The 17,205-nt window shown below is 66.7% G+C and carries 18 protein-coding genes; 6 read left to right on the top strand and 12 right to left on the bottom strand.

The features are described 5' to 3' along the window. Positions 1–17: 17 nt before the first annotated feature. From BLQ58_RS02090 to BLQ58_RS02065, 6 genes are all read right to left on the bottom strand, one after another. On the bottom strand, positions 18–1,205 hold the full coding sequence (locus BLQ58_RS02090) for an aminotransferase-like domain-containing protein (RefSeq protein ID WP_092594327.1): 1,188 nt from the start codon (positions 1,203–1,205) through the stop codon (positions 18–20). A gap of 103 nt (positions 1,206–1,308) precedes the next feature. Further along, positions 1,309–1,761: a RidA family protein gene (locus BLQ58_RS02085; RefSeq protein ID WP_092594326.1), complete on the bottom strand. Its 453-nt coding sequence runs from the start codon at positions 1,759–1,761 to the stop codon at positions 1,309–1,311. Positions 1,762–1,774: 13 nt separating this feature from the next. Then, a complete protein-coding gene (locus tag BLQ58_RS02080; protein WP_092594325.1) occupies positions 1,775–2,743 on the bottom strand; it encodes a DMT family transporter in 969 nt (322 codons plus the stop codon). 16 nt (positions 2,744–2,759) lie between these two features. Next, complete coding sequence (locus BLQ58_RS02075; protein WP_175459817.1) at positions 2,760–3,401, bottom strand: LysE family translocator; 642 nt, start codon at positions 3,399–3,401, stop codon at positions 2,760–2,762. Then, complete coding sequence (locus tag BLQ58_RS02070; protein ID WP_092594324.1) at positions 3,398–4,114, bottom strand: alanyl-tRNA editing protein; 717 nt, start codon at positions 4,112–4,114, stop codon at positions 3,398–3,400. Before BLQ58_RS02070 ends, BLQ58_RS02075 begins: the two co-directional genes overlap by 4 nt. A 40-nt stretch (positions 4,115–4,154) precedes the next feature. Then, on the bottom strand, positions 4,155–4,832 hold the full coding sequence (locus BLQ58_RS02065) for a VOC family protein (protein WP_092594323.1): 678 nt from the start codon (positions 4,830–4,832) through the stop codon (positions 4,155–4,157). An 84-nt stretch (positions 4,833–4,916) separates the two neighbouring features. Here BLQ58_RS02065 and BLQ58_RS02060 point away from each other — a divergent pair, with 84 nt between their 5' ends. The 3 genes from BLQ58_RS02060 (at position 4,917) to BLQ58_RS02050 (ending at position 9,153) form a co-directional block, all read left to right on the top strand. Then, positions 4,917–6,461: an aminotransferase-like domain-containing protein gene (locus BLQ58_RS02060; RefSeq protein ID WP_092594322.1), complete on the top strand. Its 1,545-nt coding sequence runs from the start codon at positions 4,917–4,919 to the stop codon at positions 6,459–6,461. Between the two features lie 117 nt (positions 6,462–6,578). After that, the gene (htpG, locus tag BLQ58_RS02055) at positions 6,579–8,480 is read left to right on the top strand and encodes a molecular chaperone HtpG (protein ID WP_092594321.1); all 1,902 of its coding nucleotides are present in this window, start codon (positions 6,579–6,581) and stop codon (positions 8,478–8,480) included. A gap of 178 nt (positions 8,481–8,658) precedes the next feature. Further along, positions 8,659–9,153: a DNA-deoxyinosine glycosylase gene (locus tag BLQ58_RS02050; protein ID WP_092594320.1), complete on the top strand. Its 495-nt coding sequence runs from the start codon at positions 8,659–8,661 to the stop codon at positions 9,151–9,153. Positions 9,154–9,165: 12 nt separating this feature from the next. On the opposite strand, the gene BLQ58_RS02045 is transcribed toward BLQ58_RS02050, so the two are convergent. The 3 genes from BLQ58_RS02045 to BLQ58_RS02035 form a co-directional block, all read right to left on the bottom strand. Then, entirely contained in the window at positions 9,166–10,251 is a 1,086-nt protein-coding gene (locus BLQ58_RS02045) for an SRPBCC domain-containing protein (protein WP_092594319.1), read from the bottom strand. Beyond that, the gene (locus BLQ58_RS02040; protein ID WP_092594318.1) at positions 10,248–10,613 is read right to left on the bottom strand and encodes an ArsR/SmtB family transcription factor; all 366 of its coding nucleotides are present in this window, start codon (positions 10,611–10,613) and stop codon (positions 10,248–10,250) included. Before BLQ58_RS02040 ends, BLQ58_RS02045 begins: the two co-directional genes overlap by 4 nt. A 192-nt stretch (positions 10,614–10,805) precedes the next feature. Next, positions 10,806–11,315 (bottom strand): hypothetical protein, encoded by a 510-nt coding sequence (locus BLQ58_RS02035; RefSeq protein WP_092594317.1) that lies wholly within the window; start codon positions 11,313–11,315, stop codon positions 10,806–10,808. A gap of 147 nt (positions 11,316–11,462) precedes the next feature. Between BLQ58_RS02035 and BLQ58_RS02030 the strand changes: the two genes are divergently transcribed. Next, positions 11,463–12,236 carry a tetratricopeptide repeat protein gene (locus BLQ58_RS02030; protein WP_092594316.1) on the top strand — a complete coding sequence of 258 codons (774 nt, stop codon included), beginning with the start codon at positions 11,463–11,465 and terminating at the stop codon, positions 12,234–12,236. A 29-nt stretch (positions 12,237–12,265) separates the two neighbouring features. Beyond that, positions 12,266–13,147: a class I SAM-dependent methyltransferase gene (locus tag BLQ58_RS02025; protein ID WP_092594571.1), complete on the top strand. Its 882-nt coding sequence runs from the start codon at positions 12,266–12,268 to the stop codon at positions 13,145–13,147. 63 nt (positions 13,148–13,210) lie between these two features. Here the strand turns inward: BLQ58_RS02025 and BLQ58_RS02020 are convergent, their stop codons facing one another. Next, on the bottom strand, positions 13,211–14,797 hold the full coding sequence (locus BLQ58_RS02020) for an ABC transporter substrate-binding protein (RefSeq protein WP_092594315.1): 1,587 nt from the start codon (positions 14,795–14,797) through the stop codon (positions 13,211–13,213). A 134-nt stretch (positions 14,798–14,931) separates the two neighbouring features. Here BLQ58_RS02020 and BLQ58_RS02015 point away from each other — a divergent pair, with 134 nt between their 5' ends. Beyond that, the gene (locus BLQ58_RS02015; RefSeq protein WP_175459816.1) at positions 14,932–15,603 is read left to right on the top strand and encodes a tRNA (guanine(46)-N(7))-methyltransferase TrmB; all 672 of its coding nucleotides are present in this window, start codon (positions 14,932–14,934) and stop codon (positions 15,601–15,603) included. Between the two features lie 45 nt (positions 15,604–15,648). Here the strand turns inward: BLQ58_RS02015 and BLQ58_RS02010 are convergent, their stop codons facing one another. Then, a complete protein-coding gene (locus BLQ58_RS02010; RefSeq protein WP_092594314.1) occupies positions 15,649–16,851 on the bottom strand; it encodes a DUF2863 family protein in 1,203 nt (400 codons plus the stop codon). Between the two features lie 86 nt (positions 16,852–16,937). Continuing rightward, positions 16,938–17,072 (bottom strand): hypothetical protein, encoded by a 135-nt coding sequence (locus BLQ58_RS29640; protein ID WP_302847619.1) that lies wholly within the window; start codon positions 17,070–17,072, stop codon positions 16,938–16,940. Between the last annotated feature and the right edge of the window lie 133 nt (positions 17,073–17,205).

Below are 17,205 nucleotides of genomic sequence, written 5' to 3'. Positions count from 1 at the left end.
CATGTCGGCAATCATCCTCAGGCGGCGCGTGGTTGCGGGGCAGCCTTGGCGATGGCTTCGCGGAACAGCTCGCCCAGGATCGACACCCCCTGTTCGATGCGCTCCGGCGGCACCGTCACGAAGGCCAGGCGCAGCGTGTTCATGCGCGGGTTGCCGGCGTAGAACGGCGCGCCCGGCACGTAGGCCACGTTGCGGCGCACGGCTTCTTCCAGGATCGTCATGCTGTTCAGGCCTTCCGGCAGCTCCACCCAGATGAACATGCCGCCTTCGGGCGCATTCCAGGTCACGCCGGCCGGCATGTGGCGCTTGAGCGCGTCCAGCATGCAGGCGCACTGCTTGCCGTACAGCTCGCGGATCGTCGGGATGTGGGTTTCCAGCAGGCCGTCCTTGACCGTCTCGTAGGCGATGCGCTGCGTGAAGGTCGGCGTGTGCAGGTCAGATGCCTGCTTGGCCTGGCACAGCTTGAAGTGCAGCTCGGGCGGGGCGATCACGAAGCCCAGGCGCATGCCGGGGGCCAGGATCTTCGAGAACGAACCCATGTAGATCACGCCGTCCGGGTTCATCGACAGCAGCGTCGGCAGCGTGTTGCCGGTGTAGCTCAGTTCGCCGTATGGATCGTCTTCCACCAGCAGGATGCCAAGTTCCTGCGCGCGCTTGACCAGCGCCTGGCGGCGCTCCAGCGGCAGGCGGCGGCCCGTGGGGTTCTGGAAGTTCGGCAGCGCGTACAGGAAGCGCGCGTTGGCGGTCAGTTCGGCCGTCAGCGCCTCGGGGATCAGGCCATGTTCGTCGGACGGGATCGACACGAATTCCGGCTCGAACAGCGAGAACGCCTGCAGCGCGCCCAGGTAGCTCGGCGTTTCCACCAGCACCGGGCTGCCCGGGTCGATCATGATCTTGGCGATGAGGTCCAGCGCCTGCTGCGACCCGGTGGTGATCAGCACGCGTTCGACACCCACGTTGTACCGCCTGGCCACGAACTCGCGCAGCGGCAGGTAGCCTTCGGTGGCGGCGTACTGCAACGCGCCCTGGGGGTTATCGGCGAATACACGGGCCACCGCCGCTTCCATGGCCGCTACCGGGAACGACGCCGGAGAGGGCAGGCCGCCGGCGAACGAAATGACTTCCGGACGCTCGGTGACTTTCAGGATTTCGCGGATGGCCGAGCTGGTCAGTTGCTGTGCCCGGCGGGAGATGGCCCATTTCATGATTGGTCTCGTGGTGGGGAATTCAGGGGCCGGGCCCGCAAGCCCGGCTATGTCTCTATGACTTCTGGTCGGTCTGGTACGTCAGTTCAGGCAGGGGACTGCCTCAGATCTCCACGATCATCTCGATCTCGACGCAGGCGCCCAGCGGAATCTGCGCCACGCCGAAGGCGCTGCGGGCGTGCTTGCCCTTTTCGCCGAACACTTCGACCAGGAATTCGGAGCAGCCGTTGGTCACCAGGTGCTGCTCGGTGAATTCCGGCGTGGAGTTCACCAGGCTCATCACCTTGACGACGCGTTTCACCTTGTTCAGGTCGCCGATATGGCCGTGCAGCGTGGCCAGCAGGTCGATGGCGATGCTGCGCGCGGCCTGCTGGCCGGTGGCGGTATCGATATCCTTGCCGAGCTTGCCAGCCCAGGGCTTGCCGTCGCGGCGGGCAATATGGCCCGACAGGAAGACGGTGTTGCCGGTGGTCGCGGCCATCACATAGGCAGCGGCCGGGGCGCCGGCGGTGGGCAGTTCCACGCCGAGTTTGGCAAGGGTGTCGTAGACGGACATGCGGTGACTCCTGTCAGTGAATGCGTCCTGGAAGAACGGGGGGCGTTTCTCCGGCCACGGCGGCCGGCGGGGCGGGTGCGGTGTTGCGCACGGCGGCGCGTCGGCCGAGGGCCACCACGGCGATCACCGCGACTGCAAAAGCGACGGTGGCGGCATCGAGGGGCTCGGCCAGGATCACGGCGCCGCCCGCCAGCGTGAGAAACGGCTGGAGCAATTGTATCTGGCCTACGCGGGCCACGCCGCCTTTTGCGAGCCCGGCGTACCAGAACAGGAAGCCGATGAACATCGAGAACACCGACACATAGGCCATGCCGGCCCACGCACGCGGCGACGCGGCGGCGATTTCGTTCGCGTGTCCAAGTGTCAGCCACGCCACCACCGGCACCAGCACCGGCAGCGACACCACCAGCGCCCAGGAAATCGTCTCCAGCCCGCCCAGTTCGCGCGACAGCTTGCCGCCTTCGGCATAGCCGAGTGCGCCCAGCACCACGGCCAGGAACAGGAACCAGTCGGCGTGCTGCAGGCCACCCGCCCCTTGCCACAGGGCAAAACCGACCACCAGCGCGCTGCCGGCCAGCGCCGACAGCCAGAATCCGGCGGATGGGCGCTCGTTGCCGAACCATGCCGCGAACACGGCCGTGGCCAGCGGCAGCAGGCCGATCACGATGGCGCCGTGCGCGGCCGGCACTTCGCGCATGGCCAGCGACGAAAACACCGGAAAGCCGACCACCACGCCCAGTGCGGTGACCGCCAGCCGCAGCCACTGGCGCCCGCGCGGGCGTTTCGACGGCGCCAGCGCGCCGCGCACCGCCAGCAACGCCAGGGCCAGCGCGGCCGCGACCACGGCCCGGGCCAGCGCCACGAACGTGGCATCCAGCTCGGCCACGGCCATGCGGGTGAACGGCAGCGTCTGGCTGAAGATGGCCACGCCGATAAAGCCCAGCAGCATGCCGCCGGAATGAGGGGAAGGGTTCTGGCTCATGGCAATTAGAGGCGCGTCATTGTGGATGTGCGGCGGCCACGGCCATCCACAGGGCGGTCAACGCCAGCGCCAGCCCCATCACCCCGTTGAACCAGCGCACGCGGTTGCCCTGTATCAGCCACTGCCGCAGCGAAGCGCCCAGCACGCCATAGGCGCCGTTGCTGAAGAAGCCGAAGGTAGCGAACAGCGTGCTGACCAGCAGCACGCGCTGGCCCAGCGAAGGCGCGTTATCCATATATGACGCGGCCACGGCCAGCGCCATCATCCACGCCTTGATGTTGGCGAACTGCATGGCGATCGATTGCCAGACGTTCATCGGCTTGAGCACGTGCTTTTCGGCCAGCGACGTGCTGCGCGCGATGCGCAGCGCCAGCCAGAGCAGGTACAGCACGCCCACCACGCGGATGGCCGCCGCCAGCATCGGGCTGGCCAGGATCAGCGCGCCCACGCCGGTCGCGCACAGCGCGATGATGCCGGCGAAGCCCACCGACACGCCGATGCAGTGCGGCAACGTGGCGCGCAGGCCAAAATTGGCGCCGGTCACGGCCGCCACGGTGGTGTTCGGGCCCGGCGTGAAGGCGCCCACTGCCAGCAGCGTCACCAATGCCAGGAACTGGGCCATCGACAGGCCCGTGAGCCAGGTTTCCACGCCGGTCATGCGAAATTGACGACCACGCGCCGGTTGGTGCGGCTCTTCTTCTCGATCTTGGTCACCACCATCGCGCCAATCTCGCCGGTGTTGGCCACGTGCGTGCCGCCGCAAGGCTGGCGGTCCACACCGGCGATGTCGATGATGCGGATGGTCGAGGTGCCGGCCGGCGGCGCGGCGCCGATCGTGCGGACGAGGTCGGGCTGGGCGGCCAGCTGCTCGGGCGTGATGCGGTCGATGTTGACCGGCGTCTTCGCGTCGATCAGCGCGTTGAGCTGTTCGGTCAGCACGGCCTTGTCGAGCGTCGATTCGGGCAGGTCGAAATCGATGCGCGCCGAATCGGGAGAGATGCTGCAGCCGGTCACCGGCACCGGGATCAGCGACCCCAGCAGGTGCAGGCAGGTATGCAGGCGCATGAGCCGGTGGCGACGCGCCCAGTCGATCCTGACCTCCACGCGGTCGCCCACGGCCAGCGCGGGTGCGTCGGCGGCGGGCACATGCAGGATGCGGGTGCGGTCATCGGCATAGACCGTATCGGCCAGCGTCACCACACGGCCGTCGGCGGTATGCAGCGTGCCGGTGTCGCCGGCCTGCCCGCCGCTACGCGCGTAGCACACGGTCTGGTCCAGTTCGATGCCCGCGTGGGTCACCGCCACCACGGTGGCCTGGCAGTGATCGAGATACGCGTCGTCGTCGAAACGCTTGGCGGTGGTGGCGGACATCGGGGGGCTCCTTCGGTATGTCTTGTTTTGTCTTGGGGGATCAGCGCAGGGTCTTTACGCCCGCTGGGGTGTCGATGTCGGCCGTCAGCAGCGGCGGCCCATCGGTCTGGTCGATCTCGATCAGGTGCGCGGCACCAATCCACGCCAGCCCTTGCCGCAGCAGTTCCGCATGCGGATGCTGGCCGCGCAGCCGGCGCAGGGCCAGGTCCTGGCGCGGCAGGCTGACGCCGGGGTGGTTGGCCACGTCCCATTGGATCAGCGTCGGGAACAGGCCGTCGCCGGCGCTGGCCGCCTCGCCATGCCATGCGGGCAGGCTGCCATCGTCGGGCACGGTCAGGCGCCAGTGCAGCGCGCCGCGATCCATCGGGATGGCCGGGGCGATGCGGTCCGGATACTGCGATTGCCAGCGCGACAGGTCGGCGGGGCGCTCCACGCGGGCCGCCCAGTGCGCCAGGAACGGGCCGTCGCGCAGCCGTTGCTGCATCAGGTCGCTGTCCAGCCCGAACCAGCGCGGGCGATCGGGGGCCGGTGCGGCGGGGTCGATCGCGATCACTTCGAGGTACATCGCGCCAAACAGCCCCAGCACGCGGTTGTGCGTGCCCATGCGCGGATGGGCGCCGCCGCCTTGCGGGGCGATGCCAAGCAGGTTGGCGACATGCTGGGCGCCCGACTCCAGGTCGGGGGCGGCAATCACGAGGTGGTCAATAGCGAGTTTCATCGTTGGTTGATGGTAGTCAAGCTTGTCGGTACAGTACCGATACAGTTCAGCAAATCGTCTTCAGTACAGTTGCGGGAGCGCCACATGGAAGGCAGCCAGAAGAATCGCCACGGCGAAAATGATAGTGCCTCAAATGCCACATCGGGCGGCGGTACGCGCCCGTTGCGGCTGGTGATGCCGGCCGCTGGCCATCCCCGACTGCCCGATCCGATACCGTCAGCCCAGATGACGCTGGTGGAGCAACTGACCGAATGGGCGCGGCTGCGCATCGACGAGCGGGTGTTCCGGGCGGGCATGCGGATGCCGTCGATCCGCCAGCTGGCCTCGGAAAAGGGCATCTCGCGCTTTACCGTGGTGGAAGCCTACGAACGTCTGGTGGCGCTGGGCTACCTGGAGTCGCGCCGGGGATCGGGCTTCTACGTGCGCGACCGCGTGCCGCATCCATCGGCCGCGGCGCCGCTGGCGTCCCCGTCCATCCGCAATGTCGACGTCACCTGGCTGCTGCGCAGCATGTTCCACTCCGCCGAGAGCCACAAGGCGCCGGGCTGGGGCTTCCTGCCCACCGAATGGCTCGACGGCGAACTGCTGTCTGGCGCCATGCGCAGCCTGGGCCGCCAGCCCGGCGGCCATTTCCTGTCCAGCGGCACGCCGATGGGCTTCCTGCCGCTGCGGCAGCAGCTGCGCACCCGGCTGGAGGAGCTGGAAATCGGCGTCACGCCGGACCAGATCGTGATGACGTCGGGCATCACGCAGGCCTTCGACCTGATCGCGCGGCAGTTCCTGCATCCGGGCGATACCGTGGTGGTCGGCGACCCGGCCTGGTTCGTGATGTTTGCCCGCTTTGCCACGCAGGGGGCCAATGTGATCGGCGTGCCCTACACGGCCGACGGCCCCGACCTGGAGGCGCTGGAGCGCATCGCCCAGGCACACCAGCCCAGGCTGGTGGTGGTCAATTCGGTGCTGCACAACCCCACGGGCACGTCGCTGTCGGCCGCCCGGGCGTTCCGGCTGCTGCAGCTGGCCGAACAGTACGGGTTCACGATCGTCGAGGACGACATCTATTGCGACCTGTGCCCGCCCGGCCATGCAGCCACGCGGCTGGCCAGCCTGGACCAGCTCAAGCGGGTGATCTACCTGGGCAGTTTTTCCAAGACGCTGGCCGCCAACCTGCGCGTGGGCTTTATCGCCGCCAGCCCGGAACTGGCCGTGACGCTGACCGACAGCAAGCTGGTGACGGGCATGGCCACGCCGGAAATCAACGAGCGCGTGGTCTACAAGGTGCTGACCGAGGGGCACTACCGCAAGCACACCGAGCGCGTACGGGTGCGGCTGGACCGTGCCCGCGACGAGACCCGCGAGCAGCTCGAACGGCTGGGCCTGCGCATCTTCCCGGGGCAGGTGGCCGGCATGTACCTGTGGGCCGATACCGGCGTGGATACCAACGTCATCGCTACGGCCGGGCACGAGGAAGGCTATCTGTTCGCGCCGGGCAGCCTGTTTTCGCCGTCCCAGATGCCGTCCACCTGGACCCGCTTCAATGTGGCCAGCAGTACCGATCCGGGCATGCTGCGCTTCCTGGCCGGCCAGATGGAACGCCTGTCCGGCCTGCCGGCGGGGTCGGGCACCTGATCCCCGGGAGGGGGCTTGAAATCGTCCCGTCCCGTCCCTATTTCCTGCGCCATCGACCCGCTCCGGATACACGGGGCCGGGCACCTTGCGCATAGATCCGTTTTCAAGAGGAGAACCATGACCGCACCGCACGAGACGATGAGCTTCCAGGCGGAAGTGAAGCAGTTGCTGCACCTGATGATCCACTCGCTGTACAGCAACAAGGAAATCTTCCTGCGCGAGCTGATATCGAACGCTTCGGACGCCACCGACAAGCTGCGCTTCGAGGCGATTGCAAATCCGGCCCTGCTCGAGAACGACGCAGACCTGGCGATCCGCATCGAAGCCGACCCGGCCGCCCGCACGCTGAAGATCACCGACAACGGCATCGGCATGAGCCGCGACGAGGCGATCCGCAACCTGGGCACCATCGCCCGTTCGGGCACCAAGGAATTCTTCCAGCAGCTGTCCGGCGACCAGCAGAAGGACGCCGCGCTGATTGGCCAGTTCGGCGTGGGCTTCTACTCTGCCTTTATCGTCGCGGACAAGGTCACCGTGGAATCGCGCCGCGCCGGCCTGGCCGGAAGCGAAGCCGTGCGCTGGGAAAGCGCCGGCGATGGCGAATTTACGATCGACGCGATCGACCGCGCCGAGCGCGGCACCACGATCACGCTGCACCTGCGCGAAGGCGAGGACGATTTCCTGTCGTCGTACCGCCTGCAGCACATCATTCGCAAGTATTCGGACCACATCTCGCTGCCGATCCGCATGCCGAAGGAACAGTGGGATGCTGAGGCCCAGCAGCAGAAGCCGACGGGCGAGTGGGAAAGCGTGAACCAGGCCAGCGCGCTGTGGACCCGCAACAAGTCCGATATTTCCGACGAGCAGTACCAGGCGTTCTACCAGCACATCGCGCACGATCACGAGGCGCCGCTGGCCTGGACGCACAATCGCGTGGAAGGCCGCAGCGAGTACACGCAGCTGCTGTACATCCCGGCCCGCGCACCGTTCGACCTGTGGGACCGCAACCGCAAGGCCGGCCTGAAGCTGTACGTGAAGCGCGTGTTCATCATGGACGACGCCGACCAGCTGCTGCCGTCGTACCTGCGCTGGGTCAAGGGTGTGGTGGATTCGGCCGACCTGCCGCTGAACGTGTCGCGCGAACTGCTGCAGGAAAGCCGCGACGTGAAGGCCATCCGCGAAGGCTGCACCAAGCGCGTGCTGTCGATGCTGGAGGCGCTGGCCGACAGCGAGGATGAAGCCGATCGCGCCAAGTACAAGACGTTCTGGGAGCAGTTCGGTCAGGTGCTCAAGGAGGGCATGGGCGAGGACCACGCCAACGCCGAACGCATCGCCAAGTTGCTGCGTTTTGCCACGACGCATAACGACACGGCCGAGCAGTCGGTGTCGCTGGGCGACTATGTGGGCCGCATGAAGGAAGGCCAGGACAAGATCTACTACGTCACGGCCGATACGTGGGCCGCGGCCAAGTCGAGCCCGCACCTGGAAGTGTTCCGCAAGAAGGGCATCGAGGTCGTGCTGCTGACCGAACGCGTGGACGAATGGATGCTGTCGTACCTGCACGAGTTCGATGGCAAGGAACTGGTGTCCGTGGCCCGTGGCGACCTGGACCTGGGCGCGCTGGCCGACGAGGCCGAGAAGGCGGAGCAGGAGAAGGCGGCCACCGAATGGAAGGACGTGGTGGAACGCGCGAAGGCCGTGCTGGCAGGCAAGGCCAAGGACGTGCGCGTGACGCTGCGCCTGACCGATTCGGCATCGTGCCTGGTGTCCGACGAGGGCGACATGAGCGGCTATCTGCAACGCCTGCTCAAGCAGGCCGGCCAGAAGGCGCCCGATGCGCAGCCCATCCTGGAACTGAACCCCGAGCACGCGCTGGTGAAGAAGCTGCGCGACCTGCCTGAAGGCGATGGCTTCACCGACCGCGTGTTCGTGCTGTTCGACCAGGCCCTGCTGGCCGAGGGCGGCATGCTCGACGACGCGGCAGCCTATGTGCAGCGGGTGAACCGCCTGCTGGCCTGATCCCTGCGCTGTCGTGGTTTGACGCGCTGACCCTCTCCCCCGGCCCCTCTCCCGCAGGCGGGAGAGGGAGAACACCAAAGGCATCCTCAAGTGCTCGCGGTGGTTTGCTACCCTCTCCCGCGAGCGGGAGAGGGGCCGGGGAGAGGGCGGGCCGCTCCATGTCTCACCGCGCTCAAAGATGACCACCAAACGCTGCTTCCCTCCGGTCGTCGACCCGCACACCCGCGTGCTGGTGCTGGGCAGCCTGCCCGGTGAAGTCTCGCTGGCCCAGGCGCAGTACTACGCGCACAAGCAGAACCGCTTCTGGCACCTGATGGGCGACGTGCTGGGCGTTGACCTGGTCAGCCTGGACTATGACAGCCGGCTGGCCACGCTACGCCAGCACCGCGTGGGCCTGTGGGACGTGGTGGCCGAGGCCCGCCGCGAAGGCAGCCTCGACAGCAGCATCCGCGATCATCAGGGCAACGACCTGATCGGCCTGATCGCCACCCTGCCGAAACTGCGGGCGATTGCCTTCAACGGCGGCACGGCGGCAAGGATCGGCGAAAAGGCGCTGGCCGGACATGGTGACCGGCACGCCATCGTAAAACTGCCATCCAGCAGTCCCGCCTACACGCTGGCGTATGCGCAGAAGCTGATCGCTTGGCAGGCGCTGCGCGAGTGGCTGGCGTAGCGCACCCTTATGTTATTGAAACTTCGGCTGCGTCGCCGCATAGCTGGGCCGGGCGCGCATGACTGCATGGCCGCGCCGGATATTCGGTCGCGTCTCCAGCAGCGCCTGGCTTTCCGGAAACATCCCCAGATACTCGACGATCGGCGCGAAGAACAGGTCGGCCATCGACAGCGCATTGCCCACCAGGAAATCCCGGCCGCCGTACGCCTGTTCCAGCGCATCTAGCTGTTTGGCCATTTCTGGCACGGCGGCGTCGATGGTCTGGCGGTCCGGCTGGCCGTTTTCACCCTTCGGAAACACGTACTGCAGCACGTAGCGGCGCACCATCGTGTCGTAGGCGTGGCAGTTGATCAGGCTGATCCATTGCTCGCAGCGCGCGCGGGCGGTGGGGCCGGTCTGCGGAATCAGGTTGATGCCGCCGAAGACGTCGTTGAGATAGCTCAGGATGGCGCGGGTTTCGTAGAACTCGATCGGACCATCGGCGAAAGCCGGAATGCGGCCGAACGGATTATGGGCCAGCAACGCCTCGTCGCGCGGCGTCACAGGGTCCAGCCTGTAGCGCAGCCCCTTCTCTTCCAGCGCCAGGCGGACGGTGCGCACATAGGTGCTGCGGGCGTCGCCGTACACGGTCAGCGTGCCGGCGCTGCCCTCCGGGTCCAGATAATCGACGAGGTTGTTGAACACCGACTGCCAGCCGCTGACGTGCGCATCGCGCATCGCCGTATCGGGGAAGCCGCTGTGCCGCATATGCATGTGGGTGCCGCCGTCCTTGTCGGTCAGCGTCACCTCGATCAGCGTGCGCAGGCCGGCGGGCAGTTCGGCGCCGCCCTCCCATTCCCACGTGTACGCCAGGAAATTGGCCCGGTCGAGCGTCTGGTACTGGCCGTTGACGATGTGCTTCTCGCCGTCCCGGGCGCCGATCACCAGCCGGTATGCCCCGCCCACCCGGGCATCGGCACGCGCTTCCAGCACGGTCATGCCGCGCGGGCAATGCCAGGTGGCCAGCGCGGCCTGGTCGGTGAAGGCATCGAACACGCGCTCGCGTGGGGCGCGGATCTGACGGGTCATTTCCAGATGAAAGGTCGCGGCTTCGCTCATGACTTGTTCCCCTGCTTCGATGTGACATCGGTGTCGGATTGCGCCTGCTCGACAAAAGCCACCAGCCTGTCGAGGTTGTCTTCCCAGTGCCGCCGGTAGGCGTCCAGCCAGCCGTGCGCATCACGCAGCGCGCCAGGTCGCAGATGGCAGATGCGCCAGCGCGCATTGACCTCGCGCTCGATCAGACCGGCATCGGCCAGCACGCGCAGATGCCGCGAGATGGCAGGCGCCGACATGTCGAACGGACGCGCCAGCTCGCTGACCGGCGCCTCGCCTTGCGCCAGCCGCGCCAGAATCGCACGCCGCGTGGGATCGGCCAGCGCGGCAAACACGGACGAAAGCGGATCGGTAACATTGGGCATGTGGTCATTTAACGCATTGGTTAAATGAAGATCAAGGGGTGTTACAACTCGGTTTGCCGGGCAAGCGGCCGTGCAGCGGGTAGCGGGAACGGCGAGGGAGCGGGGGAGGGAGGGGGAGGGAAAAGCGTCCGGCCGGAAAACCAGTTCCGGCCGGAACGTCGGGCCTCTCGAAGAGAGAAAAGATGCGGCCGTTCAGGCCGTCGTATTGACGTTGTTGCCGGTGCTGGTGCCTGTGGCTTGCTTGTAGGCCTCCGTCAGCTTGGCCATGGCTTCGGACAGTGCGGCCTGGGTGGCCGACACGCCGGCTTGCAGCGTGGCCACCGTGGTGGCCTTGCTCTGGTCGTCGGTCGGGGCGGCCTGGGCGGCCTGTATTTGGGCCATCTGGGCGGCCAGTTGCTTCTGCAGGGCTTCGATCTGCTGCTTCAGGGCCTTGATCACGGCCGATTCGCTGTCGTCGCTGCTGCTGTCCGCGCCGGCTGCGCCGCCGGCCTTGCCCGCGCCAGCCGGGCCCGTGATGCGGCCGCCGGCGTCGGCCGACGAGGCGGAGCCCGAAGCCGATGCGCCCTGGGAGGCGCCGGTGGCCTGGCCGTCGCCGGTCTGCGCGGCGGTGTCTTCGGTGGTTTGCGTGAAGCGGCGGGTGTTGGTGACCGTCGCGTCACTGGCCACCATGACCTGAGGGGTAACGCTGCTGATGGTTGTCATTGTTGGAGTCCGATCGAAGAGAGAGCCCACATCCTTCTTCGGCCATTCATCGTGAAAACTTTAGCGATGCGGGCGCGGTCTGATCGGCATCTGTCACAATCGCGGCTGTCCGGCGTATCGGACGCCCCCGCACCTTACTGGATTCCCATGTTGTCTTCCCTCGGTCTCGGCGGTATTGGCGGCATCGGCCTGCATGTCATCGTGGCGATCTTCTTTGCCGTGCACGCCGTCCGCACCCACCAGAACATGTACTGGCTGCTGTTGCTGTTCCTCTTCCCGGGGCTCGGCAGCGTGGTCTATTTCTTTGCGATCTACCTGCCGGGCCTGCGCCAGAGCCGCGGTGCGCAGGTGGCCAAGCGCGCCATCGGCCAGATCGTCGACCCGGGCCGCGCCGTGCGCGAGGCGCGGCAGGCGTTCGACCGCGCGCCGACCGTCGACCATCGCATGCGCCTGGGGGCCGCGCTGCTCGATGCAGGCAATCCGGCCGAGGCGCTGGAGCACTACGAAGCCGCGGCCAATGGCCCGTTTGCCTCCGACCCCGCGCTGCTGGAAGGGCTGGCCCGCGCGCAACTGGCTACGGGCCGTCATGCGGAAGCCCAGGTCACGCTGGAAAAGCTGTTCGCGGGCAATCCCCGTGCGCGCGACCAGTCCGATCCGTCGCTGCTCTACGCCCGGGCACTGGCCGCGCAGGGTGCGCCCGGCACGCGAGAAGCCTTCGAGCGGGCGCTGACCAACGCCAGCGATGTGGCCGCGCGCTGCCTGTTCGCCGACTGGCTGGCCAAGCAGCCCGATGCGGCCGACCGCGAGCGCGCGAAGTCGCTGTATTCCGAAATCGTTCATGACGCGCGCCACTGGCCGCGTCATGCCCGCGAACACAATCGCGAATGGCTGCAGCGCGCGCAAACCGCGCTGGGCCAATGATCCGCGCCCTGGGCGCACTTCTTTCTTCCATGATGCTTCTGAAACGCAAATCGATCGAGGCAGTGGCCTCGCGCCGCCCCGCACGCGGCAACCGTGAGTCCTCGCGCAAGAACCTTTCCAAAGACGCCGACGAAAAGCGCATGACGCCGCGCTTCGCGCCGGTGACGTTTTCCGAGATGGACGGCGTGCGCTACCTGCATTTCGGTACCGAGTGGGTGCAGGGAGCCATGCGTCTGCGCAAGCCGGAGGCCATCGAACTGGAATACGCGCAGCAGATGATGGCCTGGCTGCTGTTCCAGTCGCCGTCTTCGGCCGATTTCCATGTGGCGCAGCTGGGGCTGGGCGCGGCCGCGCTGACCAAGTTCTGCCATCGCCATTTCGCCAAAGCCAGGGTGACGGCAGTGGAACTGAACCCGGCCGTGATCGTGGCGGGCCGCAGCATGTTCGGCCTGCGCGAGGACGACGCCCGGCTGACCGTGCGCGAGCAGGACGCCTGGGATTACGTGATGGATGGCGCCAATACCGCCGCCATCGACGCGCTGCAGGTGGACCTGTACGACGCCACGGCGCGTGGGCCGGTGCTGGACACCACGGCGTTCTACCGCGCCTGCCGCCGCGTGCTGAAGGCGCCCGGCGTGATGACCATCAACCTGTTCGGGGACCACGACAGCTTCCCGAAGAACATCGAGCGGATCTGCGACGCCTTCGACAACCGCGTGCTGGTGTTCCCGGAGGTGCACGACGGCAACATCATCGCGCTGGCGTTCAACGGCCCGGCGATCGATGTGTCGTGGCAAACGCTGGAAGCGAGGGCCGAAGTGGTCGAGGCTTCGACCGGGCTGCCGGCCCGGGATTGGGTCAGGAAACTGCGCGCGGCGAATGCGCGGCAGGAAGAACGGCTGGTGATCTGACGGTTGTCTCCGCTTTCCCGCGTTGAGGGAAAGCGCAGACAACCGGCGGCGATGTTGGCCGCTTTACTCCTTGTGGAAGAACTGCGCCAGCGACCATTCGTCGGTGCGCGCCTCGTACTTCAGCCCCTTGCGCATGGCCCACATCGCCAGTTGGCTGTGCGACGGGATGATGGCGTGGTCGTCCAGCGCGAATTTCGCGGCCGTGCGGGCGTTCTGCTCGCGGTCCTTGTCGCTCGACACGGTGGTCAGCGATTTCTCGATCAGCTGATCCAGCTTCGGATTGCTGTACTTGCCCCAGTTCCACGTGCCATAACCGGTCTTCGGGTTTGGCGTGCCGGTGATCGAGCGCAGCGCGACGTCGGCGGCGGCCGAGCCCCAGCCCAGCATCTCGAACGCGAAATCGCCCTGGCGGGCGCGCGTGAAGTAGGCGGCCACGGGCAGCGTTTCGACCTTGGTCTGGATGCCGATGCGCGTCAGCATGCCGGCGGTGGCCTGCGCCACCTGGGCATCGTTGAGGTAGCGATTGTTGGTGGCGTGCAGCGTCAGCGCGAAGCCGTCCGGATAGCCAGCCTGGGCCAGCAGCTTCTTGGCGCCTTCCACGTCATAGGCGTCGGGCTTGGTGCCCGGATGGCCGAAGATCTGCGGCGAGACGATCGACGACGCCGGCACCGCCAGGCCTTCCATGATGCGGCTGACGATGGCGTCGCGGTTCAGCGCCTTGCTGATCGCGGCGCGCACGCGGGCGTCCTTGAACGGGTTCTTGCCCAGCGGCTTGCCGGCCTTGTCGGTGACGAACGGCGGGTTGTCGCGCGACTGGTCCATCTGCCAGAAGATGGTGCGCCACGACGTGGTCTGCTCGATCTTGAACTTCGGATTTTGCTTAAGTTTGGCGACGTCTGCGGCCGGAATGCTCTCGATGACATCGACATCGCCGGCCAGCAGCGCGGCGGTGCGCGCGCCGTTATCGGTCAGGATGCGGAAGATGGCGCGGTCGAACTCGGGCTTCGGGCCCCAGTAGTCGGGGTTGCGCTGCATCACGATTTCCTGTCCCCGCGCGAAGCGCACGAACTTGTACGGCCCGGTGCCGATCATGGCCTTGCCCGAGTCGAAATCGGCCTGGCCCAGGTCCGCGGCGATCTTCTTCGGCATGATCGGCACGCTGTTCAGATCGTTGGCCAGATTGGCGTAGTTCGGCACATTCATCGTCAGGCGCACCGTCAGGGCGTCGGGCGTGTCGATGCGGGCGATCGGCTTGGTGTAGCTGGTGAACGAGCCCGGCGCGTTGGTCAGCTTCTCGGGGCGTTCCAGCGACGCCTTGACGTCCTCGCTGGTGAACGGCGAACCGTCGTGCCACTTCACGTTGGGACGCAGCTTGATTTCCCAGGTGATGGCGTTGACCGGCTTCCAGGACAGCGCCAGGCCGGGAATGTAGCGGGCGTTCTTGTCCATGAACACCAGCGACTCGAAGATATGGAGCGCGATGGCGTTGTTGGGGCCCGCGTTGTTCCAGTGGGGGTCCATCGACGTGACGTCGGCAGCCAGGCCGATGCGCAGGTCTTCCGCGTGGGCGGCGTGGACGGGGATCAGCGTCAGCGCGGCGGCGCTCAGCGCCATCGAAAGGGATGCTTGCAGCAGCGTGCGGCGGATCATGAGTGGGCTCCTCGTACGGTGTTGGCCGCTATTGTGCCGTCAAATGTACTTCCATGTCCGATACATCCGCGAAGGATGCGCGGTGGGAGACGGCGGGATGGGGGCGCGGCAGGGCGCCCGGTACAATCGCGCCCATGTTTGCCAATTCCCGCACCATTTCATCGGCGCAGACCGATATCCACGAGCATCTCGCGGCGCGCGTCCAGCGTCATCTGGCCGAGCCGTTCCGCAAGCCCATCGGCGCACCGAGCCAACAGGCGTTTGATGCGGCCATGGAAGCCTGGCAGCGTGCCGACGGCAAGCCTCTAATTGTCGATGCCGGCTGCGGCATCGGCGAGAGCACGTTGCGGCTGGCCACGGCGTTTCCCGACCACTATGTGATCGGCATCGATCAGTCGGAAAAGCGATTAACCGCGGGCAAGGACTGGTGGGACGCCGAGATGCCGGTGAATTATCATTGGGCGCGTGCCGATCTGGTCGATTTCTGGCGTCTGCTGCAGCAGGGCGGCGTGCATGTGGTACGGCACTATGTGCTGTATCCGAACCCGTGGCCCAAGATCGGTCACCTGGGTCGGCGCTGGCAGGGGCATGCGGTATTTCCCGCGCTGGCAGCCTGCGGCGATTATCTGGAGTGCCGCAGCAACTGGAAGATCTATATCGACGAATTCGCGGCGGCGCTGACGATGGTCGGACGCCCGGCACGGACCGAAGCCTGGCAGCCGGAAACCCCGATGACCCCGTTCGAGCGCAAGTACGGCGCGTCAGGCCATGGGCTCTGGCGGTGCACCAGCGTGCGGCCGGCATGAAAAAACCCGCCGTGACTGGCGGGTTTTTCATTGAAGTGCGATGCCTTAGTGGAACAGCGGCTGCTGCGTGGGGGCATCCTCGGGCAGTTCGGCGTGGACGATCTCGCCGGAGCGGTCCGCATAGAGCGGCGTACCGCAATCCTCGCAGTACTCCGGATCGAACAGCGCAGCGTGGCGGAAGATGTCTTCCACGCCGGCGTTGCGCAGTTCCTCGCAGATCTGCTCCACCGGGTTGCCTTTCTCCTCGGCGTCGATCTCGCCGGACTCTCGGCCGTACACCGGCCAGACGATGCCGTAGATCACATCCTTCTCGCCGCGCATCGTGAAGCCCACGCGGTATTCCTCGACCACTTCCTCGCCAAAGCCGGCCACAACGGCGGCCAGCTGGCCGGCCGGAATGTCGAGCGTGCCGCACAGGTAGTTCACGGCGGCGCGCACGGTCAGCGGGCGGATGCTCTTGTCCGATTCGCGGCACGACAGGAAGAAGGCGTCGGGCAGCAGCAGTTCGAACTCGCAGCCCGGCAGCAGCACGGCCACGGTCGGCTGCACCTGGTTGCGCCATTGTTCCAGGCAGACCGAGCGCTCGGCGTGGTGCTCCTTGGCGTCTTCCTGCCAGCGGAACAGCGCGCCTTCGTGCGGCGCCACCACCACGGCCAGCAGGTAGCGCGGATCGGCCAGGATCGGGGCGGTCTCGGGCAGGTCCTTCAGATCCACCTTGGGCATCGATCCGGCCAGCGCGGCCGACGCCAGCTTGTGCGTCAGTGCGAAGGTGTCGCTATGGCTGCGCGGCAGCTGGTCGATGCTGTAGAGGTAGGGCGACAGGGCCACCTTGGTACTGGTGGCCAGCACGTGGGCCTGCAGGTGTGCCGCCAGCGTCAGCGCCAGTTCGGGCTTCAGCGCGCCCGACGGGATGGCGTAGCGGGTATGGGCCAGGATCGGGGCGGCGATCAGCAGGGCGTCATGCTTGACGCCGTCAATCTCGATCGTTGCCGATTCGGCCAGCGTCTCGGCCTGTTCGGCCAGCACGTCGGACGCGTCGGCATTGTGCTTGAACAGGTGTTCGAGCGCCGCGTCGAGGGCGGTCTGGCTGCCGTTCTTCAGCAGGCGATAGAGCCGCTGGGACAGCCGCCGCTCCCAGTATCCGTCCTCCATGCGGCTGCCCGAGGCGTCCAGGGCCAGTGCATCGGCCACCAGTCGCTCGGCGTCGGGCGAGAGTCGGGTAGAAGACTTGGGGCGAAAACCTGCCATAGATAGAAAGCGTCCGTTTTTTCGTAAAACGGTATTCTACCCGCTGCGTTGACAGCCGCAGTTGTCGCGAACCCTTGTTTGGCCGCTTACTTTTGCGTGGCCGGGGCGTGCGATTCGGTGCTGTGCGATTCGCCACCCATCGACACGTCGCCGCCGCCCTTGGTCAGCAGGTACAGGGCCGCGCCGGCAATGACGACGAATGCGATCAGGATCTTGACCATCTGGTGTCTCCGAGTCTGTAGGTATAGGTCACGCCGCAAGGCGTGCTGACCAGTCTGGCAGCGCAGGCTTGCGCGGAACTTACGCGCCGGGGTGGGGATTACCCGCAAGCCACCCGCCACATGGCCCGCGGCT

This window comes from Ralstonia sp. 25mfcol4.1 (assembly GCF_900104095.1).
Classification (GTDB): domain Bacteria; phylum Pseudomonadota; class Gammaproteobacteria; order Burkholderiales; family Burkholderiaceae; genus Cupriavidus.
The sequence above is the reverse complement of the archived record's forward strand: the minus strand, read 5'-3'. Positions and strand labels throughout refer to the sequence as shown.